This window comes from Pseudoalteromonas sp. LC2018020214 (genome assembly GCF_016598755.1).
Lineage (GTDB): Bacteria > Pseudomonadota > Gammaproteobacteria > Enterobacterales > Alteromonadaceae > Pseudoalteromonas > Pseudoalteromonas distincta.
Genome location: NZ_CP066804.1, coordinates 2927705 through 2951392 on the forward strand (window position 1 = coordinate 2927705; position 23688 = coordinate 2951392).

A 23688-nucleotide genomic window follows, 5' to 3' on the forward strand; every position below is an offset into this window, starting at 1 on the left:
ACCAATCTAATGTACTTATTTATTAAACAAATAAAAAGCCCGACTAAAGTCGGGCTTTGGGTGCTTTATGTTTTTTTACTATATCTGTAAATGTTGCCTAGTGATCGTGCGCTTCAGCTGACCCTTTAGGGTTACGAATACCTTCTACCATTTCTTGAATTTCAATAGGTGTAGCTTGAGTAAATTTAAGAACAACTGCGGCTACTACAAAGTTAATAATCATACCAATTAAGCCAATACCTTCAGGCGAAATACCTAAAAACCAATGTTCAGGATTGTTTAGCTCTGGGCTTACAAACTTGAAGAAGATGATATACGCAGCGGTAAAGCCAATACCCGTTACCATGCCTGCAATTGCGCCCTCTCGGTTCATTGTTTTAGAGAATATACCCATAATAATTGCTGGGAAGAAACTCGCTGCCGCCAAGCCGAAGGCAAATGCCACTACCGATGCCACAAATCCAGGCGGGTTAATACCAAAGTACGCGGAGATAACAATAGCGACCATGGCTGCCAACCTCGCTGCAAGTAACTCTTGCTTGTCGGTAATATCGGGCTTGAGGGTTCGCTTGAGTAAATCGTGCGAAACGGAGGTCGAAATAACCAGTAGTAAACCTGCTGTTGTAGACAGTGCAGCGGCAATACCACCGGCAGCTACAAGTGCGATTACCCATGCTGGTAAATTAGCAATTTCTGGATTTGCTAATACCATAATGTCGCGGTCTACATTTACTTCGTTAGCACTGTTCGGATCGGTGATTTTACCCGCCGTGTAGAACATTTTGCCATCGCCGTTTTTATCATCAAATGTAATTAAACCTGTGCGTTCCCAGTTTTTAATCCATCCTGGTGCTTCTGCGTAAGCTGTACCGCTACCGTCTTTACCATTAATAGTATCAACCATGTTTACGCGAGCAAAGGCTGCAACCGCAGGTGCTGTAGTATAAACAATGGCGATGAACACAAGTGTCCATGCTGCAGAAATACGCGTGTCTTTTACGCGAGGTACAGTGAAAAAGCGTACAATTACATGTGGTAAACCAGCAGTACCTACCATTAACGCACCAGTAATAGCGAACACGTCAATCATGCTCTTAGAGCCTTCGGTATATTGCGCAAAACCAAGTTCAGCACTTAAGCCATCTAGTTTATCAAGTACGTACACGCCATCGCTGCCAATTAATGTGGCACCAAAACCGGTTTGCGGGAAGAAATGACCCGTCATCATCATCGAGATAAAAATGGCTGGTACAAGGTAGGCAAATACAAGTACACAATACTGCGCTACTTGTGTGTAGGTAATGCCTTTCATGCCGCCAAGTACCGCATAAAAGAATACAATCACCATACCAATGTAAACACCGGTTTCAATTTCTACTTCTAAAAAGCGTGAAAATACCACGCCTACGCCACGCATTTGCCCTGCTATATAAGTGAAACAAATGAATATGGCACAAAAAATAGCAACTAAACGCGCGGTACGTGAATAGTAACGGTCGCCAATAAAGTCTGGCACAGTAAACTTGCCGAATTTACGTAAGTAAGGCGCTAAACACATGGCTAATAGTACATAACCACCTGTCCACCCCATTAAGTAAACACTGCCATCGTAACCTGCAAACGAAATAATACCCGCCATTGAAATAAACGACGCGGCGCTCATCCAATCGGCAGCTGTTGCCATACCATTAGCAAGAGGAGGTACGCCGCCGCCCGCTACATAAAACTCTTTGGTTGAACCCGCTCGGGCCCATATTGCTATGCCGATATAAAGCGCAAAGCTTAAACCAACAATTAAAAACGTGAGTGTTTGAACATCCATTGCTTAGCTCCTATTCGTCTACGCCGTATTTTTTATCTAACGTATTCATTTTGAAAACGTACACAAAAATCAAAGCAACAAAGGTATAAATCGCGCCTTGCTGGGCGAACCAGAAGCCAAGTTTAAACCCAAAAAAACGTACTTCATTAAGTACATCAACCAGTAATATGCCAAAGCCAAAAGACACGACAAACCACACTGCTAACAGTTTAAATAACAGCGAAATGTTTTCTGCCCAATAAGCTTTTGCTTGTTCTTCATCTTTAAAAGCCATTTTTGTTTTCCCCTTTAAGCACCGCAATATCGCGATGAGTGGTTTTTTATCTTCGCTTACCAATTTAGCAACGCTGGTTACATATTGAATTGAGACCATAGTCGTAACAGCCTGTTAACGTTTACGTAAACTGTATTTATCATTCAAGCGTGTTTTATATATTTTTATATTATTTCAATTGCTTAGGCTGTTTTTGTAAGCTGGCTTTATGATTAAATTGATAAGTTGGTCATTAATGCGACATTAGTCTAATGCTCAAGGGTGTTTTATTTTTACTGTTAATATTCAATAAGATATAAATAAAATAAAAGTTTTATTTTAAATTCAACCCTCACACTTAACCCCAGTTCTGGTATTGTGTTAATCCCTCATAGGGATGAGGGACTATTTAAAATAATAAGGTTTAATAACAACATGACTGCCGTACTCATTATTGTTGCTTTAAGTTATATAGGTGTGCTGTTTTGGCTTGCCAATTGGGGCGATAAAACAACCCCTTTGGCAAAGCGTATTAGCCATCACCCATTTGTGTATTCACTCTCACTCGGGATTTACTGTACCTCTTGGACTTATTACGGTTCGGTGGGAACAGCCGCCACCAGCAGTTGGAGTTACTTGCCAATATTATTAGGCCCTGCGTTGCTGTTTTTATTTGGCCAAGGATTTTTACGTAAGCTGGTACTGGTAAGTAAAAAACAAAATATAACGACTATTGCTGACTTTATTTCAGCTCGTTACGGCAAACGTCAAACTACAGCAATAATGGTTACTGTAATCGCATTACTGGCAACCATTCCCTACATTGCACTGCAATTAAAAGCGCTTAGTACAAGCTTTTTACTTTTGCAAAACAGTAATAAAATATCCGGCGATATGCTCGCGCTTTCTGCCACACTAATTATGGCGTTATTTGCTATATTTTTTGGTACTCGCAAAGTTGATGTAACTGAATATCGCTCTGGCTTAATGCTCGCTGTTGCATTTGAATCTATGATCAAACTTATTGCTCTTATTGCCGTTGCGGGGCTTGCAGTATTTACACTTTTTAATTTACCCGAAGCCACCACGAACAAAGTAACTGAGTCTATTTGGGGTCACTGGAGCGATTTTAACTTTTTTAGCTTTAACTTTATTGGCCAGTCTTTAATGGCTGCAGCGGCTATTATATGTTTGCCTCGCCAGTTTCATGTAACCGTGGTCGACAACCAAAACAAACGCCACTTACTTACCGCTCGCTGGGCTTTCCCGCTGTATTTACTACTAACAGCCGCAATGATTTTACCTATTGCGACTGCGGCCATTCATCCTGAAATTGGCAGCGGCTATTCACCCGACAGCTTTGTACTTGCCCTACCGCTAATTAACGACAACGCTTTTTTAACCACCTTTGTATTTATAGGTGGACTATCGGCCGCCACCGCAATGATAGTGGTAGCAACGCTTACATTAAGCACGATGATTTCAAACGATGTGGTACTGCCGTTAATGCTGCGTAGAAAGTTTAAACGTAACTTAATTACCAGCAGTTATAAGTCTCGTATATTACTTGTAAGGCGCTTTGCTATTGCAGGCATATTAATTTTGGCCTATTTCTATCAGCAATGGTTTGGCCATAGTAGCGCACTGGCCAGTATGGGCTTGGTGGCGTTTTCACTTGTTACCCAATTGCTGCCCTCTATTGTGGGTGGTTTATATTGGCGAAAAGGTCATGCTTATGGGGTGTATGCGGGTTTGGTAGCAGGCTTTATTTGTTGGATACTATTTTTAATGCTGCCAATACTCGATGCCGGCACAACCCTTGATAGCGAGCTGCAACAAACGCTTATAACGCGTGGAACCTTGATAGCTTTGTTTGCCAATATTGGTTGTTATATTAGTTTTTCACTTGGGGCTGAGGAGCGCTTAATTGATAAAATACAGGCCGCTGCTTTTGTTAACCCTAAAGATCAGGCTATTTTATCAAGGCGCTTAAATAAAGACGTAAAAGCCACCGTTTACGACTTTAAAATACTACTGCAAACATTTCTAGGTATTCAGCGCAGTCAACAAGTACTGGCCCATTACGCACTCGCCCATCATTTAAGCGATAACAACGCACACCCAGAGCCTGAATTTATAGCCTACTGCGAACGCGCGTTAACAGGCGTGCTTGGCGCATCATCAGCGCAAGCGTTAATACATACGGTATCGTCAGGTAAGCGTATGGCGTTTGAAGAAGTAGTAAACTTTTTTGACGAAACCACACAAGCGCTGCAATTTAATCAAAATCTGTTATTTACCTCACTCGAAAATTTGAGCCACGGTATTTCAGTTGTTGATAAAGATTTAAAACTCGTTGCATGGAACAAACGCTACAATGAAATGTTTGGCTACCCTGAAGGCTTTTTAGAAGTAGGCCAACCCATAGAAGACATTATTAGATACAACGCTAACCGTGGTGAATGTGGCCCCGGTGAAATAGAACGCCAAGTAGAAAAACGTGTACAGCATTTAAAATATGGCAGCTCGCATCATTTTATTCGCCACCGTCGTAATGGCCAAGTATACGAAATGATTGGTAATCCGCTGCCCGATGGCGGATTTGTTACCAGCTTTTCGGATATTACAAACCACATAAGTACGCAAAATGCGCTTGAAGAAGTAAACATGGATCTTGAAAACCGCATAGAGGCACGTACTCAAGAAGTGCAAACTATTAATAAAGACTTACAAGCTCAAATAGATAGCCGTGTACAAACCGAGCAAGCACTTACTTTAGCTAAACGAGAAGCAGAGCAAGCCAACGACAGTAAAACGCGTTTTTTAGCGCTGGCAAGCCACGACATTTTACAGCCGTTAAATGCAGCACGTTTATACCTTGCCGCCATTGACGAAAAACAGCTCGACAGCACTAACCAAAACAGCTTTGAAAAACTAGGCGACAGTCTCGATTCAACCGTGCATTTAATGTCGGCGCTACTTGAAATAGCCAAGCTAGAACAAGGCGCTATGACCCCAACCCCTCGCCACTTTTATATTGAAGATATTTTAGCGCCATTGCAAAGTGAATACGCTATTTTATCAAGTGATAAAGGCCTTAAGCTTAGTGTGCGTTCTAGCCAACAAATTGTGCACAGCGATATAACCTATTTGCGCCGAATTATTCAAAACTTGGTCTCTAATGCAGTTAAATACACCGATAATGGCCGTGTATTAATTGCCTGTAGGAACCGAAAGCACAATTTACGAATAGAAGTATGGGATACAGGCCCAGGTATTAGCGAAGTAGAGCAAGCTAAAATATTTAACGACTTTTACCGTGTTGAGTCGGGCGATAACAAAGGCGTAGGCTTAGGCCTAGGTGTGGTAAAACGTATGGCTGACTTATTAAGTTTGCCGCTTGATGTGCATTCTGAGCCAAATAAAGGTAGCCGCTTTAGCATTGAAGTACCTTATGGCGAAGAGCAATTTGTACAACAAAAAAGTACTACAAACAGCTTAATAGAAAACCGTGCCGCAATTAATATTGTTGCCGTAGACGACGACCCTGAAAATTTAGCAGCAATGGCAAGCTTACTTAAAAAGTGGCAAGCTAATTACACCCTTTTTGATAACGTAGATAATGTACTGGCGCATGCTAAAGAAAACGGTGCACCCGATGTTATTTTAATGGACTATCAATTAGGTAGCGACTGCGATGGCATAACGCTAATTAAAACCCTGCGCGAAATTTGGCAAAGCCAAGTCCCTGCTATTTTAATTACCGCCGTGCGCGACACCGAGCTTAAACAAGAAACCAAAGCCGCTAATATTCATTATTTAAGTAAGCCAATTAAACCGGGCAAACTAAAGGCACTGCTTAATCACAGTACATAGTGATCTAGTTAAAAGTTATCTAGTTAAAAGTATTCTAGTTAAAAGCTATCAAGTAATAGCGTAAAACAAAAAGCCCAGTATCTTCACTGGGCTTTGCTTTATAAAGTATTCATAAAGTTAAACTTGATTTACTCGGCTTCTAAGCTTTTGGAACAACCAACTTAACCCGACCAACGAAAGCCCTAATCCAATAAACGAAAGCGCTTTAAGTAAGCCTTCCAAGTTAGCCATATCAATTAAAAACACTTTAACAATAACGGCAGCTAGTAAGCCTAAGCCTATTTTTTGTATTAATAATTGATTTTTTAAATGACCAAAAATAACAGTACCCGCACCCAATACTAACCAAATAACAGAGTAGCTATAAAGCTCTGCATTACTTGCGCCTTTTGATAAGTATATGTAAGGACCTTGCCAGTATTGGCGAATAAAGCTGTTTATTGCCAATAATATAAAGCCACCCGCAACGGCCAATATAAATGGCGTAGCTTTAGCATTTATTGGTTTTACAAGCTTGGCCAGCCAAAGCGTTAATCCTGCAGGTACTAACCACAATAGTAATAACCAGTTAAATATTGGCAGCTCACCTATGTAAAGTGATTCAAATAATGGGTTATCGTCAAGTAGTGTTTTAATAGCAAAAAGCCCTGCTAACCCCGCAAGTGAAAAACCCGCCACTTTATATAACTTAGCTAAAGTACCGGCAAGTTTTGCTCTGTGTAAATACACACACCCTAATGCCAGCCAGTTACAGGTAAGGAGTATTTGTTCGTAAAAGTTAAGTGAATCAAATTGCGGATAATGCCCTACTAACTGATAACTTGTTTCGGTAGTAATAAAAAGCGCTAAACAATGAAGAGCTGCACCTTCGAGCCATATTTTAAGTTTTGATGAGTCAAAGCACTTAGCTGCGGCAAAAAATAACGTAATACATATCGGATAAACCACAATACTCCAATGCAAGCCAAATACCGTTAACGCATCGTAGCTTGGTGTCCAAGGCGCAAGCGTTAAGCGCAGTAATAACGCAGCAACCAAGGCTTTTATAGGCCAATGCGGCATAGGCACGCTATAACGTTTAATAAGTACGCTTATAAGTAATACTTGTACAGCAAGAGCAATGGTTAGGCCGCTGTCACTTAGTAGCATGGTAATTGCTAACGTAATATTGGCATTAGCGCCTACCCAATAAGTAAAACGCTGAAATAGCGTTGTATTATGCTGCGCGAGCTTTATTAAAATAGCTGCCACTATAAACAATACAACGGCCCAAAGCGGATACGCTGTACTTAACGCAGAATTAGGAATAAGCGTATATAAAGTAGCTATCATTACAAATACACTAAATGCTCCCGTAATATGAAACGCTAAACGCTTAATCTGTTTTTTACCGTAATAAAGCCCAAAAGCGGTAAGTAACAATCCGAGTAATAAACCCAAACCGTATTCATTTTTGAATATAAAGAGTGCGTCATCAAATAGATTTGGCGAAAGATGCGTGCGCTGAGCGCCTAATACTAATAGCGTTGAAATAACTAACGTTACGCCCTGCCAAATATCCCAACGGCTATTTTTAAGGACTAAAAACAACACCAATACAATACTTAACACGCCGATTGTTTGCCACTGCATATCAAAGTGACTTATTAACATGGTAAATATTAAGGGCGCTATAAAAGCGAGTAATAATGCATGATCTGGAAGCACTTTAATTAAGCGTTTTAAACTGTGCGGGCGATGTTCAATAACATTCAGTTTTAGACCTAAGCGCGGTATAGCAATTAACCCTACAATACTAAGTAAAGCAAATGCCCCCATTAACCAAACGGTATCAACTTTAAGTAGCGTAAAACCAACTAAATACCAGCCAATGTGCCCAGCCCATAGTAAATACCACAACCAAGCTCGCTGCACTTTATGTGCAACTAACGCAGCCGACAAACTTACAAAACCAACATACATAAATAACGCAAACAAGTTACCGCTGCCTGTATTAACCCATATTGGTACGCTATAAGCGCCAATAATACCCAATACAGCCAATAATGGGCCTAACCTAAGCGCCATAGCACTTGCGCTAATTGCAATAACTGCCAGTGCAAAAAATGCCACGGTAGGGCTAAGCATATCGTAGCTACTGTAAGCTAAAAGCGTTAAAGCAAAACAAGTAATAAACCCACCACTTGCAAGCGCTGCGGGTATGTAATTATTAAAGCCTTCAAATACAATGCGTTTATGGTGTAAATAAGCTGCGGCTGCAATTAAGCTAAGCCCAAATAAGCCACCTAAACTCAGCCTCATTACAGGTGATAGTAATCCCGCTTCTAGGCTGTATTTAGCTAAAAATATGCCCCCAAACGCAAGCGCTATTGCGCCTATCCAGGTCATCCAGTTCTCTTCAAACCCTGCGCGTAATTTATTAAATAGTAATTCTGTGGCTGATGCTGCAGCTGGTTTGGCTTTTTTAGGAGGCGCTGATAGCTGATTTATTACAGGTGGCGACGCGTTTTGGGACGTTAAGTTTGGCTGTGCTTTATGAGCAATTGGCTCTGATCTTGAAAGCGCTGCCTGAGCCGTAGATGCTTCACTTTGAGGTTCACTTTGCGATATCGATTTATGTGTTTGTAGATGTGTTATTTTGGCCCTTAAAACAGCAACTTCTTGTTTTAATCCATTTAACTGCACTAGCGCTATTAAGCCGCAAATAGCACCGGCAACTACAACCAGTATTACTATGACGGCTAACCCAACTAAATCATCCATGGCACACTCTTATTAATTATTATGCCCTGAGTGTACCTAATTATTAATGAGTAGGTAAATTTTGTTCAATAAAAAAGCCTAAGTACTTAAAGTGCTTAGGCTTTATGCTACTTAATATGTTTAGATTTATTCAACACTATCGGTAATAGTGCGCTCTAGGGTCATTTTATAACCTGAGCTTGTTGTTTCATCATGCTCTAAAATCAATATGTAGTTACCCTCTTGTGTAAAGTCCATATCGCTTTGTTGAATAAGCACAATTTGCTGGCCGTTGTCTTCGTAAACAACATAAACCGTGTAAATTTCGTTATCTACAACCTGCTCTTCTTGGTCATACTTATCTAGGCCATCGACTACGTTACTGGTGTCGTCTACCGTTTCGCCGTTAAGTGTAAAGTACACATCTACATCTGAAACCGACTGCCCTGCGTAGCTTTCAATTAGGTTTACAACCGATACCGTGTGGCTGTAACTGCTTGGTGTTAGATTTTCTTCAACGCTCATCATACGTAAACCGTTATCAACGTCGTTATAGAAAATACCCACCGCACTTTGCTCGCGCTCTAGCGTCATTAAAAAGTTATCAGCTAGTTTTGTACCTTCTTCATCGTACATCGCTACGCTGTAACTATTAGGCGAAAGTTCAACATAATCGGTATAAGAGTCACTAGCGACTGTATTTGTTGTATTTACAGTTGTACCGCGTGTAGCAGAAAAGCTTACTGGCGAGTAGTCATCAACCGTATTTATAAAACGTAATTGCCCTAGGGCAGATTGGTGTTTAAGCTCAGTAACGTAGTTATTATCGGTTACTACATCAAGCGTAATACCGCCTTCTTCTGTTGCATAACTTGGGCGGATCATTGCTACATAACTTGCTTCATCGTATAAATAAACAGATGACGACTCGTACACAACATCACTGCTGCCCGCTTCTGTTATGTAAATAGTGTAATAACCTTCATCAACGCTTTGCAGATCTAACTCACTTAAATATTGAGCCGATGAAAAAAGTGTCGCGCTTTCAAATACACCATCATCAGTTGCTAAGTAAATATCGTAGTTAGTATCCTCCCCTGCAATATTGTAAAACCCTAAGTTAAACTCACCCGTATCGCTTGAGATAGGTACGCTAAGCTCTGTAAATGTAGGCTCATCAAAGTTACCACTCATTACTACTAACTGTGTTTTGTCACCCTTAATAGAAATTTCTTGATCGCTAATTGTTATATAGCTGTCGTTAGCATCTAGATACTCAAAACTTACATCATAAGTGTCTGTGCTGTAGTTATGGCGAGTAGTTACATCAGCAAAATCAGCGCCTGAGCGCTCTGTTTCTTCAACAAACAAACGTGTGTATGGGCTATTGTAAGAGCCGTTATACAATTGGATGTAACCTGTAGAGCTTGAGCTATCGTCAGAGCCACAGCCCGACAAAATAGTAATTAGACTTAAGGGTAATGCAGCTTTTAAAAGGGAGTTGGTCATTAAGGTTATTCCTTATTATTAATATCTCCATTATGACCCAAACATTCTATTTTAATTTCATGATTTACAAAGCATTACCCTCACTGACATTTCCTTACGAAAACGTTAAAAAGTGTAGTAAATGTGCAAACAATAAGGACGTGTTTTTATATAATTAAAACGCTTACGGGGCAATTTCAAAACGATCTCGGCCACTCTTCTTAGCTAAATATAAAGCTTGATCAGCGCGCTTCATTACTTTATCTAAAGGCTCATTAGGCGTTTGCATTGCAACACCTATACTTACTGTTAGGTGACGAGAGTTTTGAATATTTATGGTGTGCGCAAGGTCAATTAATTGCTGCGAAAAATCACACGCTTGCGTCATATTATTTGTAGGCAAGTAGCCACCAAATTCTTCACCACCGAGGCGAGCAAATTTGTTTTGGTGCGTAAAAGCATTGTCGTATTTAGTTGCTAGTTCTTTAAGCATTACATCACCAACATCATGACCAAACTCATCATTAATTGCTTTAAAGTGGTCTATATCGATAATTAAAATAACGTAAGGTGAGTGCTGAGCATCTTTAGCGTGCTGATAAAAATAACGTCTATTATGTACCTTGGTTAAATCGTCAATAATGAGCTCACGCGCTAATCGGTTATTAATACTTTGTACAAAGCGCATAGTTTTAAATAAACCATAGGAAGTTAAAAGCATGCCGCTGGTTCTGCATAAGTCCTCAAAATAAATACTTATCCAATAAGGTTGCACAACTAACTCATCAAGCACATCTGCCGTGGTGCCAATGCTCCATAGTAATAAACCAAAACTAGAAAAAATATATGCTTTTTTAGATAGCTCAGAGCATTGAACCATCCAAAACAGAAATATAATGACAATTAAATTAATAAAATCGGTAGTAAAACCGTACACATTGTTTTGAACTTGTAAGGGAGGAAAGTTAGTTAGGGAGTAGGCTGAAAAAATAGCAATATAGATCAATAAAGCTAAACTTAAAACTTTATTGATCAAAGGCATTTTATAAAAGTTAGAAAGTTTAACGGTAAGTTTTACTGTTTCAATCATATTAATTGCTAGGTTTTTCAGTACTTCATTTGAAAACTATAGCACAATAATAAAAACCATCACGAAGATGAAAACCGTAATCCCCCCAAATTTAAACTTAAACTACGGTACTAAGTCCCCACAATCCCAACACTAAAATAGTTAAACCAACCATTGCCTTCGTTTTATGTTTACTAATAATTCGCTCAGCTTCATTACCGGCATAATAAACAATAATAGCCAGGCCAAAGTAACGAATAGAACGCGCAATACCTGAGGCCAATAAAAATAGCCAAATAGAGTACTTAGTCGCGCCCGCTGCGAGCATCGCTATTTGAAACGGAATGGGCACAATGCCCAGTGTTATTACAAACCAAAAACCTTGATCTTGCATTTTTTGTTTAACGTTTTCAAATTGCTCAGGGCTCGAAAGTGTATTAATAATCCAATCGCCTACCGCATCAAATAAATAGTAACCCAATGCATAACCAAACAATGCACCCACTATGCAGCCCAAGGTCGCCATTAATGCTATAAGCCATAGCTTTTCTCGACGAGCCTGCATAAGAGGCACAAGCACTGCTTCAAGTGGAATAGGAACTATGGTTGACTCTAAAAACGACGCCACTGTAATACCGCTAAGCATATGCTTAGAGTCAATAAAATTACGCGTTTTTTCTTTTAGCTTTTTTTGAATGGCCATAGTAAATCCTTTTCACTTATCAGTAAGAACAAGATTATTCAATGAGCTAATAATTACATATTTAGGTTAATACACGCTGAAAACAGTGTAGTAAATTTATCAGGTCCTACTGCATTAACAAATTAGTAATATCCATAAGAATATTTTATTATGTGTCAATGCAGTTAAATACCTACCAAAGCAGTTAAAAACTTATGCAAAGTGCGCGTTTTATTCCTTTTAGAAAACAAGATATTGTCGATATGTGTAGCGAAGAGCTTAAAAGCAGTACACAAAAAACATCGTTTAAACAATTTTGTGATTTACTAGCAAGCCTTATTCATTACGATTACCACTCAACACTTGAATCACTTAAAAACAACTACGCCCCCTTTGATCCCAATAGTGACACGCGATCATTAGCTCCAGTATCGGAGGATCAAAAAGCGCAGTGCCAACGAGATTTTGCTAAAGATTTTGCTAAGGTACTTAATGCAGCTAACTTTGAAGTGATCACCAATGAAGACTTACAAGATGCATTAAATGAAGAGTCACTATTTAAAGTGCGCCTTGAAGTTGAATTTGATGACTTTGAAGAAGTGGTTTTTTATCGCCGTGGCGAGTCGCAACTGACCGAAACCATAACCAGCTTTTGGGGCCTTCGTAAAAAGCCGCTGCACTTTACTAATTACGACCGAGTAGCCGTGTTTATTCGCTTTAAAGACAGCGCTTATTTTAAAGCTAAAAATAAAATGCCTTTAGGGTTTGAGCCAAGTTCGACCATAGTTAAGCTGTTTCAAAATGTGCCAAAAGCAGATCTCGAAATGCTATTTCCTAACAGTGAAGTACGCATGCGCCCTATTGATAAAGCAATTATTGGCTCATCGGCTTTAATTGGCGGTGCGGTGGTACTTATAACTAAGCTTGGTGCATCAATTTTATTATTGCTTGCTCTGTTTGCTTTTTGGGGTGGCTTTAGAAGTGAAGCTGTCGAAATGACGCAACAACACTTTATTACCTTTGCTATTGGCATGGGGGTTTTTGGCAGTTTTATTTTTAAAGAATGGAGTAAATTTAAAAACCGTAAAATTAAATTTATGAAAGCGCTAAGCGATAACCTTTACTTTAAAAACCTTGATAACAACGCGGGTGTTTTTCATACCCTTATAGACGCCGCCGAAGAAGAAGATATAAAAGAAGCCCTACTGGCCTATACGTTTTTACTAAAATCTAAAAATGGCTTAAGCGCACAAATGCTTGATGAGCAAATAGAGGCGTGGTTTAAAACAAAGTATAAATGCGAACTCGACTTTGAAATTAGCGATGCGCTTGAAAAGCTCACCCGGATGCGTTTAGTAACGTGCACTAATGATGTGTATAGCGCAATAAATTTGGAACACGCAAAAACTATTTTGGATGAGCGCTGGGATAACTTGTTTCAATATAATTAACCTGCAAAGTTTACTTAACAACAAAAAGCAGCTGAAATTTCAGCTGCTTTTTACGTTATGTATTGAACTTCAACTGGCTAAGCTGCTTGATGCCTATTAAACTTTGTATGCACTAATTTATAAAGTGCCGGTAATATTAATAGCGTAAGTAAGGTTGATGAAATAATCCCGCCAACCACAACCGTAGCCAGCGGCCTTTGTAGCTCAGCGCCGGTGCCAGTATTTAGCGCCATAGGAATAAACCCTAAACTTGCCACTAAAGCGGTCATAAGTACTGGGCGCAGGCGCGAAAGTGCACCTGTTTGTATCGCATCTATTAAACTAAGCCCATCGGCTCTTAATTGTTTAATAAACGACAGCATAACCACGCCATTTAATACCGCTACACCACTTAGCGCTATAAACCCCACGCCTGCCGATATTGATAACGGCATATCGCGTAATAGTAACGCAAGCACACCTCCGGTCAGTGCAAGTGGTACGCCGCTAAATATAATTAACGAATCACGAAGTGAATTAAACGCACTGTAAAGCAGGCCAAATATAAGCAATAAAGTAACTGGCACCACCAGCGATAACCGCTTACTTGCCGATTCTAATTGCTCAAATGTGCCGCCGTATTCAATCCAATAACCACTTGGTAAATTAAGATCTGAATTTAAAGCGGCTTGTGCATCACTTACAAAGCTTGCTAAGTCGCGCCCTTCTACATTTGCAGTAACAACAACATTACGCTTACCGCTTTCACGGTTTATTTGATTAGGCCCTTTATCAATACTAATATTTGCAACTTCGCCAAGCGGTACAAATGCAAGGTCTGGGTTGGCACTTTTGGGCACGGCCACTGGCAAACGCGCAAGCTGTGATACATCGCTTGACCAGCGCTCATCTAAACGCACTAATAACGAAAAGCGTTTATCGCCTTCATAAATAAGTCCGGTTTGTACACCGCCTACCGCAGCACTTACACTTTGCTGTATATCGGTTACTGTTAAACCTAACAGTGCCATATGATCGCGAAGCGGAGTAATCGAAAGTGTAGGCAAACCTTCCATTTGCTCAAGGCGTACATCAGTTGCGCCAGTAATGTTTTGCACCAAGGCTGTGGCTTTTTCACCATACTGTTTTAATGTTGATAAATCATCGCCATAAATACGCACCGCAACGTCGGCTCGCACGCCTGCTATTAACTCGTTAAAACGCATTTCTATAGGTTGCGTAAACTCATAATTATTACCTGGTACTTCATTTACTAAATGGCGAATTTGCTTAACCAGTTCTTCTTTACTTAAAGCAGGATTAGGCCATTGTTCGCGCGGCTTTAACATTAAAAAGGTATCGGCAACGTTAGGTGGCATAGGATCGTTTGCTACATCTGGAGTGCCAATTTTTGAAAATACTTTTTCAACTTCAGGTATGTCTAAAATTGCTTGCTCTAGCTCTTTTTGCATTTTTACCGATTGTTCAATACCGGTGCCGGTAATGCGCAGTGCGTGCATGGCTATATCGCCTTCATCAAGCTGCGGTAAAAATTCAGCGCCCATACTTTTAACTTTAAAGCCAAGTGCAATTACAAGCACAGCAGCAATGCTTAACATTACCCACGGCAACTTAAGCGATAAACCAAGCAGTGGTTTGTAGCCTTTTTTAATACCGCGCATAACGGCATTTTCGCTCTCGCTTACTTTTCCTCGCACAAATACCGCAATAGCGGCAGGTACAAAGGTAACAGCAAAAATAAGTGCGCCAACTAGTGCGGCTACAACCGTAAATGCCATTGGCTGAAACATTTTTCCCTCAACCCCACTAAGTGCAAACAGCGGCAAATACACCAGCATAATAATTAAAATGCCAAATACCGCAGGGCTAAACACTTCTTTAGTAGCGGCGGTTACAACACTTAAACGCTCATTTAATGTAAGTAGCCGGCCATGTTTATGCTGCGCAAGTCCTAATTGCCTTAAACAGTTTTCAACCACAATTACAGCGCCATCAACTATTAAACCAAAGTCGATTGCGCCTAGGCTCATTAAGTTACCCGACACGCGATTACCCACCATACCGGTAATGGCAAATAGCATACTAAGCGGAATCACCATTGCCGTAATCAATGCGCCAGTTACGTTACCCAGTAGTAGCAGTAAAATAACAACCACCAGCACCGCGCCTTCGAACAGGTTGGTTTTTACGGTTGCTATGGTTTTATCAACAAGGGTTGTGCGGTCATAAACTGCTTCTACCACAACACCTTCAGGCAAGCTTAGCTGTACGTCTTTGAGTTTATCAGCCATGGCTTTTGCCACTACGCGGCTGTTTTCGCCAATTAGCATCATGGCGGTGCCGAGCACGGTTTCTTTACCATTATAAGTAGCAGCGCCGGTTCTGAGCTCTTTACCTAAACGCACATTTGCTACATCTTTAATCCGTACTGGTGCATCATCGCGCTTAGCAATTACAGTATTGGCTATATCATCAATGGTTTTTAATTGCCCTGGCGAGCGCACTAAATATTGCCCGTCAAAGCGTTCTATAAACCCAGCGCCTTGGTTACTGTTATTTAATTTAAGTGCAGTAATTACATCGCTTAGCGTGAGCTTATAAGCGAGTAGTTTTTCAGGCACGGGCGCTACTTGGTACTGGCGCTCAAAGCCACCTTGGCTATTTATTTCGGTAACGCCTTTTACTTTTAATAGCTGCGGGCGAATAACCCAATCTTGCAGGGTACGTAAATCCTCTGCGTTAAATGGCGTGCCATCATCTTTTAATGCACCGTTATTTGCATGCACAGAGTAAGTAAAAATCTCCCCTAGCCCGCTGGCAATTGGTCCTAAGTTTGGCTCAATATTGGCTGGCAAGTCTGAGCGAATACTTTGAATGCGCTCTGATATTTGCTGGCGCGCCCAGTAAATATCGGTGCCTTCGTTAAAAATAACCGTTACTTGCGAGAGTCCATAACGCGAAATAGAACGAGTGTAATCAAGCTTTGGTATGCCCGCCATAGCGGTTTCAATTAAATAGGTTATACGCTGCTCTGCTTCAAGCGGGGTAAACCCAGGCGCTTTTGTATTTATTTGTACTTGCACATTAGTTATATCGGGTACGGCATCCACCGCTAAATTTTGTGTGTTGTATACACCAAACCCAGCAAATAAAAGCGTGAGCGCAAGCACCATCATGCGGCGCTTAACCGCAAAAGAAACTATCCAATCAATCATGCTGCCTCCTAGTGTGAGTGGCTTGCGCCGCTTTTTAATATATCGGCTTTAATTACATAACTGTTCTCAGTTACGTACTCACTGGTTGGCGAAAGCCCCTCAAGTACCTCTACCCATTCGCTGTTTTTAGCACCAAGCTTTACAGGGCGGACTTCAAATACATTGCCGCTTTTAATAAACACACTAGGTTTGCCGTTAAATTCCTGCACAGCTGTAGCCTTTACTCGCACTGCAGCATCTACTTTTGCAGTACTAATGTCGCTATTAACATGCATACCAGGACGCCAATGACCATTAGGGTTTGTAAGCTCGATTCGCGCACGCGCAATATGCCCGCCGCTCATCATCGGGGCTATGTAAAACACCTCACCTTGCGCATTTAAATGATGATGTAAATCGTACACTTTTGCGCTTTGTCCTATGGCGAGCTTTTCAATATTTTCAGGAAAAGCCGAGAGCTCGACCCATACGGTTTCAAGGTTTACTATTTGCATTAATGCGCTGTTGGCAAGCTCACCGCGCTTTAAATATTGCTCGGTAATAACGCCTGTAATTGGGCTTTTTATGGTGTAATTTTGTAGGGTTTCGCGGTTGGTAATGCTTGCTAGCTTATCGCCTTTTTTAACGTTTTGACCAATGCTTACAAAAATATTGTTAACTAAGCCGGTATAAGGCGCCATTACTTCAACGGTGCCGTGCGCGGTGGGTGCTATAACACCAAATAAAGTATCTGTTAGCTCAACCGTGCCTGCTTTTGCAATCTCGGTTTTAATTCCTGCGCGTTCAATTGCTTGGGAGCTTAGCGTTGTACGCCCTTCTTCTTGCTCATAATGATAATTTATTTCAACGCCTTTATAGCGTGCCATTACATCAAGCTTAAAAGAATGCGGCTCGTTTACGCTCACGGTACTTACTAAATAGTCATCTTCAGCTTTAAAACGAATAAGCTGTGGCTCTTCACTTAAACGCTGCACGTTTATGGTTACGTCTAACTGATTTATATCCACAGCTTTATCGTTATTAAAGCCATATATTCGCAGCTTGGTATTACCTGCAAACTGGGTTAACTTAAGCTCTAAATCAAGGGCGTTATTGGTTAGTAAAAATCCGCCGTGTGGGCCTTTTTGTGTGTGCTCGTCTTTGTGGCCTTCTTCGTGACCTTTTTCGTGATGGCTATCAGATGCCATAGCCGTGCTACTTAATAATGGCAGTGCAAATAATTGCGTTATAAATAATGCGATAAGAGTGTTATTCATGATTGATGAGTCTCAATTAAAGGTTGGCCAGTTAAACGCTCAAGGGTAAGCAGTACTTGATATAGCTCGCTATGGATGTTGATAAGTGCGCGTTTAGAATCAAATAGAGCTTGCTGTGCGTCTAGCAATTGCAATACCGATATTTGCCCTTGTTGATAGCTTTTTAAACTTTGTTTTATAAGCGTTTGTGCTTGTGGAATAACTTGCTGTGTTAATAGCTGTGCCTGCGCAGTTTTACCTTGGTAATACGCATACAAAGTGCGTATTTGCTGGCGTAGCTGAATACGTAATTGCCCTTGTTGCTCATTAAGTAGCGTAAGTTGATGCTTTGCAGCCTCAATATTACCGCTATTAGAATTGCTTAATTGCAGCGGCATTGAAAAAGAAAACACCAACGAGCTGGCATCAGTTTGCTGGTTATATCGCACGCCACCACCAAGGGTTAAATCACTTTGACCCGTTGATTTTTGCAGTGCTAAGTTGGCAGTTTGTTGCATATATTGCTGCTGTAACAGTGCAAATTCAGGCGCTGTATTTACCGCAGCAAGTAGCGCGCCTTCACTTTTAATAGCAGCTATTTGTGATAAATCGCCAGCATAGTAATCACTCACTTGCTCCTCTTGCCAAAGCTCATTGAGTGCTAAGCGAGAGCGCTCAAATTCACTTTGTAGCATGGCCGTATTTAAATCAACTTGGCTTAATGCATAGCGCATGCGGGTTACATCAGCACTTGAGACCGCACCGGCTTTAGCGCGTTTTTCAATTGCATTAAGTGCCTGCTTAACAGTGTTTTTACGCTCACTGTTTAGTGCAATTAATGCCTGAAATTTTAGTACTTGGTAATAACGCTCAGCGGTGGTTGCTAAAAGTGCTAACCGAGTATTTTTATACTCAATTGTTTGCGCTTTTATATTTGCCGTGGCGTAGTTAATGCGGTTTTGGCGTTTATCACCCAGCTCTATTAATTGACTTAAAGCCAGCGTGTACTGCGCCCCCGAAAACGCATGAGAGCCATGAGTTCCTAAAAAGTTTTCAGCTTCAAAGCTAAGCTCAGGGTTAGGTGAAAGCGCAGCTTGGCTTTTAAGCGCGGTTAATATTTTTTGATGGTACGGGTAGCGTTTAAGCTGTAAGTTTTGCTGCTCAGTATTTTTAAGCGCTTGCTTTAGCGTTAATACGTTTTGAGGCTCGCTTTTTGCCAAAGCGCTCAGTGTTGGTAATGCACACAGTAGCGCTACCAGCATAAGTGGTTTTTTATTCATATAGCATATCCGTTTTAACAAACAGAGTTGGCTTAATCACTATGCCTGTTTTAAAAACAAGCGCAATTAAGCAACCTAAATATGTACATAACTAGGCCAATAGCGCACAAGCGCAGGCAGTTATTTACAAAGTGTTTAAAATTAAAAACTAGCTATAAAAATTGGGTGGCGGAACATCTGGTGGATAATTTAAACCATTGTAACAAGCATTGTTTGTGGCTTGGCTTTGTTCAGGGCTTATTGAATGATTTATCGTACTGTAGTAGCCACAGTGGCAATGCTGATGGGCATGAATTTCGGTAGGGGATTGCGCATCGTCGTCATTGGTATCGCTATGAGCGTGAATATGCGTGGCATGATCTACTTCTTCTTGTAAATGATACGCCGCCGCATCACAGCTAATAAAGCTGTGCACAAGCACTAAAAGTATCACGACTAAAAAGTAGTTTGAGCGCATTACCTACCTAAAAACTCTAAAATGCAATTTAAGAAATCGCACAATACCTTAAATTTATTCAAATGTAGAGAGCCGCTTACGTTATTTTCTAAATTCACTTGGTGATACACCCACTGATTTTTTAAACCGTTTAGAAAAATTAAATATATTAGGATACCCCACGTAAGCAGCAATATGGGCAACAGGCCAGCGGGTATTTAGTAGTAAGCTTTTAGCTCGTTTAATGCGTAAATAAATAAGCTGCTGCATAGGGCTTTTACCAAATTGCGCTTGGCATAACCTATGTAAATGCGGTGCTGAGTAATGCACGTGCTCGCACATGGCTTCTATTGTCCAATCAAACTGTAAGCGCTCTTCTACCTCTAAAAACAAGCTGGTTAATCTGTTTTGCCCGCCTATTTGTGGCTCGCTTTGAAGCGTAGTGTTTAAATAATGACTTAAAATAGGCATAACACCTTCGCGCAAAGTAGCGTTACTTTCGCTATATAAAAGCTCCATAGCTAAATGTAATGGCGCTAATTGCTGATTAGTTAATACCTTAGCCTGTGCTAAATTTAAATGTTGCCAACGTTTAGTGTTTGCAAGGTTTAGCCAAATCACATCCCACTTTTCGCTTGCTATTTCAACCTCAAAACTTTGCCTTGCAGGTAATATAGCTAAGCTATTTTCAGTTAATGAGTATTGGTTTTTAACTGTTTTAAGTGTGCCCTGACCAGCCAAAGTATAAAAAAGAGTGTGTTCAAGCGGGTTAGTACGTGCAACACAATAGTCACTCAATAAATTAGAGCAACCTGCCAGCTCTATTTCAAGGTTTGGCATTTGCGAAAGCGTGGTTAAATCAATAAACCGCTCTGTACACTCTGGGCCAATATCGAGTACATCTACAATAGTGTTGTGCATAATTTAAAATGATAGTTTTGGACAAACAAAAGAGAGCTTTAAGCATAACCTCAACGCATTATTTTAGCTATATTTAAGCCACTATAATTGCCATACATGCAATAGGACACTAATGAACTCACTACAACACATAATTAACCGCCGTGATTGGGAAAACCCAATTTCAGTACAAGTTAATCAAGTAAAAGCGCACAGCCCACTCAATGGATTTAAAAGCGTTGACCATGCCCGCTCTAACACACAATCACAAAAACAAAGTTTAAACGGCCAATGGGATTTTAAATTATTTGATAAACCCGAAGCGGTTGATGAATCACTGCTAAGTGAAACACTAAACAGCGACTGGCAAAGCATTACAGTGCCTTCTAACTGGCAATTACACGGCTTTGATAAACCTATTTACTGTAATGTTAAATACCCATTTGCAGTTAACCCGCCATTTGTACCAAGCGATAACCCAACAGGTTGCTACCGCACTGAGTTTACTATTACGGCGGAGCAATTAGCTCAGCGTAACCATATTATTTTTGAAGGCGTAAACTCGGCATTTCACCTTTGGTGTAACGGTCAATGGGTGGGTTATTCGCAAGATAGCCGCTTACCAAGCGAATTTGATTTAAGCGAACTGTTAGTAGTAGGCACCAACCGTATTGCCGTTATGGTTATTCGCTGGAGCGATGGCAGTTATTTAGAAGATCAGGACATGTGGTGGCTAAGCGGTATTTTTCGCGATGTTAACTTACTTACAAAACCACAAAACCAAATACGTGATGTGTTTATAACCCCAGATTTAGACGCTTGCTATCGCGATGCAACGCTACATATAAAAACCGCGATAAATGCGCCAAATAACTACCAAGTAGCAGTACAGGTTTTTGATAATGAGCAAGCATTGTGTGAGCCACACATACAAAGCACTAACAATAAACGCGTTGATGAAAAAGGCGGCTGGAGCGATGTTGTATTTCAAACCATTGATATACAAAGCCCTAAAAAGTGGACCGCCGAAACCCCCTACTTATACCGCTGTGTTGTAAGCCTGCTTGATGAGCAAGGCAACACAGTAGATGCAGAAGCCTATAGCATTGGCTTTAGAAAAGTAGAAATGCTTAACGGGCAGCTTTGCTTAAACGGCAAACCGCTACTTATTCGCGGTGTTAACCGCCACGAACACCACCCAGAAAACGGCCATACAGTTACTACCGCCGATATGATTGAAGATATTAAGCTGATGAAGCAAAATAACTTTAATGCTGTACGTACTGCTCACTATCCTAACCACCCGCGTTTTTACGAGCTGTGTGACGAGCTAGGTTTATACGTAGTGGACGAAGCAAACATAGAAACCCATGGCATGTTCCCAATGGGTAGGCTTGCCAGTGATCCGCAGTGGGCAGGCGCATTTATGTCGCGCTATACACAAATGGTTGAGCGCGATAAAAACCACGCCTCTATTATTATTTGGTCACTGGGTAACGAATGCGGACACGGCGCCAACCACGATGCTATGTACGGATGGTCAAAAAGCTTTGACCCTTCTCGCCCAGTGCAATACGAAGGTGGCGGCGCAAATACCACAGCAACCGACATTATTTGCCCAATGTATGCCCGTGTAGATACGCATGTTGCCGACGACGCCGTACCAAAATATTCAATTAAAAAATGGCTAAGCCTACCGGGTGAAACGCGCCCGCTTATTTTATGTGAGTACGCCCATGCAATGGGTAACAGCCTAGGTAGCTTTGACGATTACTGGCAAGCATTTAGAGAATACCCTCGCCTGCAAGGTGGCTTTATTTGGGATTGGGTAGACCAAGGTTTATCTAAAACTGATGAAAATGGTGAGCATTACTGGGCCTACGGCGGCGATTTTGGTGATGAACTAAACGATCGCCAATTTTGTATTAACGGCTTATTATTCCCTGACCGCACACCGCATCCAAGCTTGTTTGAAGCTAAATACAGCCAGCAACATTTACAATTTACGCTGCGCGAGCAGACTCAAAACCAATTTACCGTTGATGTATTTAGCGATTATGTATTTAGACACACAGATAACGAAAAACTGGTTTGGCAGTTAATGCAAAATGGCATCTGTGTTGAACAAGGCGAGCATGTACTTAATATTGCTCCGCAAAGTACACACACGTTAACAATTAAAACTAAAACAACGTTTGAGCAAGGTGCGCAATACCACCTTAATTTAGATGTAGCACTAATTAACGATTGTAGCTTTGCAAGTGCCGAGCATGTATTAAACACCGAGCAGTTTAAGCTTATAAATAGTAATAATTTAAACAGTGAATCATTTGCACCAACTACAGAGCAAAGCGCTATAAGTGTTAACGAAACCGACTCTCAACTAAGTATTGAAAACGATAAGTTTAAACTTGTTTTTAGCAAGCAATCAGGGCTTATAGAGCAGTGGTTACAAAACGATACTCAGGTTATTCGTAGCCCACTGGTTGATAACTTTTATCGCGCCCCGCTTGATAACGACATTGGTGTAAGCGAAGTAGACAACCTAGACCCTAATGCATGGGAGGCTCGTTGGTTACGTGCAGGTATAGGGCAATGGCAGCGCACATGTAGCTCAATTCACGCAGTGCAATCAAGCGTTGATGTACGTATTACTTGTGTATTTAATTACGAATTTAATGGCGTGCTACAAACAAAAACACAATGGCTATATACACTAAATAATACCGGCAATATTAGCTTAAATGTTGATGTGCACTTAAACGACACTCTGCCGCCAATGCCGCGTATAGGGCTAAGTACAACGCTTAACAAGCAAAGCGATACAAAAGTAAACTGGCGTGGTTTAGGGCCTTTTGAAAACTACCCAGATCGCAAAGCCGCAGCACGTTTAGGCTATTACAGCTTGAGCTTAAATGAGCTACATACCCCGTATATATTCCCAACCGATAACGGCCTGCGTAGTGATTGCCAATTACTGCGTATTAATAATTTAACCGTAACCGGTGCGTTTTTATTTGCAGCCAGTGAGTATTCGCAAAGTATGTTAACGCAAGCTAAGCACACTAACGAACTCATTGCTGATGATTGCGTACATGTACACATTGATCATCAACATATGGGGGTTGGTGGCGATGATTCATGGAGCCCAAGTACCCATAAAGAATATTTACTTGAGCAAAAGCAGTACAGTTATTCTTTAACATTATCTGCTGAATAATTTAAACAAAAATAGCGGC

General features: G+C 40.8%; 14 protein-coding genes. 3 read left to right on the forward strand and 11 right to left on the reverse strand.

The window, feature by feature from the left end; genetic code table 11:
• Nucleotides 1-97: 97 nt before the first annotated feature.
• Together JG479_RS13005 and JG479_RS13010 are read right to left on the reverse strand one after the other, a co-directional pair.
• Nucleotides 98-1822: a sodium:solute symporter family protein gene (locus JG479_RS13005; protein WP_002961534.1), complete on the reverse strand. Its 1725-nt coding sequence runs from the start codon at nt 1820-1822 to the stop codon at nt 98-100.
• 10 nt (nt 1823-1832) lie between these two features.
• Nucleotides 1833-2096: a DUF4212 domain-containing protein gene (locus JG479_RS13010; protein ID WP_002961535.1), complete on the reverse strand. Its 264-nt coding sequence runs from the start codon at nt 2094-2096 to the stop codon at nt 1833-1835.
• Nucleotides 2097-2510: 414 nt separating this feature from the next.
• Here JG479_RS13010 and JG479_RS13015 point away from each other — a divergent pair, with 414 nt between their 5' ends.
• Complete coding sequence (locus JG479_RS13015; RefSeq protein ID WP_200219456.1) at nt 2511-5951, forward strand: PAS domain-containing hybrid sensor histidine kinase/response regulator; 3441 nt, start codon at nt 2511-2513, stop codon at nt 5949-5951.
• A 117-nt stretch (nt 5952-6068) separates the two neighbouring features.
• Here the strand turns inward: JG479_RS13015 and JG479_RS13020 are convergent, their stop codons facing one another.
• From JG479_RS13020 to JG479_RS13035, 4 genes are all read right to left on the reverse strand, one after another.
• A complete protein-coding gene (locus JG479_RS13020) occupies nt 6069-8714 on the reverse strand; it encodes a DUF2339 domain-containing protein (protein ID WP_200219457.1) in 2646 nt (881 codons plus the stop codon).
• A gap of 126 nt (nt 8715-8840) precedes the next feature.
• The gene (locus JG479_RS13025; protein ID WP_182737247.1) at nt 8841-10202 is read right to left on the reverse strand and encodes a hypothetical protein; all 1362 of its coding nucleotides are present in this window, start codon (nt 10200-10202) and stop codon (nt 8841-8843) included.
• A 163-nt stretch (nt 10203-10365) separates the two neighbouring features.
• On the reverse strand, nt 10366-11271 hold the full coding sequence (locus JG479_RS13030) for a GGDEF domain-containing protein (protein ID WP_193225935.1): 906 nt from the start codon (nt 11269-11271) through the stop codon (nt 10366-10368).
• A gap of 97 nt (nt 11272-11368) precedes the next feature.
• Complete coding sequence (locus tag JG479_RS13035; protein ID WP_149603152.1) at nt 11369-11953, reverse strand: YqaA family protein; 585 nt, start codon at nt 11951-11953, stop codon at nt 11369-11371.
• Nucleotides 11954-12147: 194 nt separating this feature from the next.
• On the opposite strand from JG479_RS13035, the gene JG479_RS13040 reads away from it, so the two are divergent.
• Entirely contained in the window at nt 12148-13383 is a 1236-nt protein-coding gene (locus JG479_RS13040) for a TMEM143 family protein (RefSeq protein WP_200219458.1), read from the forward strand.
• A 77-nt stretch (nt 13384-13460) separates the two neighbouring features.
• On the opposite strand, the gene JG479_RS13045 is transcribed toward JG479_RS13040, so the two are convergent.
• The 5 genes from JG479_RS13045 to JG479_RS13065 form a co-directional block, all read right to left on the reverse strand.
• Nucleotides 13461-16598, reverse strand: a complete 3138-nt coding sequence (locus tag JG479_RS13045) for an efflux RND transporter permease subunit (RefSeq protein ID WP_200219459.1) — start codon at nt 16596-16598, stop codon at nt 13461-13463.
• Between the two features lie 8 nt (nt 16599-16606).
• On the reverse strand, nt 16607-17854 hold the full coding sequence (locus JG479_RS13050; protein WP_200219460.1) for an efflux RND transporter periplasmic adaptor subunit: 1248 nt from the start codon (nt 17852-17854) through the stop codon (nt 16607-16609).
• Nucleotides 17851-19113 carry a TolC family protein gene (locus JG479_RS13055; RefSeq protein WP_200219461.1) on the reverse strand — a complete coding sequence of 421 codons (1263 nt, stop codon included), beginning with the start codon at nt 19111-19113 and terminating at the stop codon, nt 17851-17853. The genes JG479_RS13050 and JG479_RS13055 overlap by 4 nt, the downstream gene beginning before the upstream one ends.
• Before the next feature lie 148 nt (nt 19114-19261).
• On the reverse strand, nt 19262-19570 hold the full coding sequence (locus JG479_RS13060) for a hypothetical protein (RefSeq protein WP_149594040.1): 309 nt from the start codon (nt 19568-19570) through the stop codon (nt 19262-19264).
• Between the two features lie 81 nt (nt 19571-19651).
• Nucleotides 19652-20470, reverse strand: coding sequence for an AraC family transcriptional regulator (locus JG479_RS13065; protein ID WP_200219462.1), 819 nt, complete (start codon nt 20468-20470; stop codon nt 19652-19654).
• Nucleotides 20471-20582: 112 nt separating this feature from the next.
• Here JG479_RS13065 and JG479_RS13070 point away from each other — a divergent pair, with 112 nt between their 5' ends.
• On the forward strand, nt 20583-23669 hold the full coding sequence (locus tag JG479_RS13070; RefSeq protein ID WP_200219463.1) for a beta-galactosidase: 3087 nt from the start codon (nt 20583-20585) through the stop codon (nt 23667-23669).
• Nucleotides 23670-23688 lie beyond the last annotated feature (19 nt).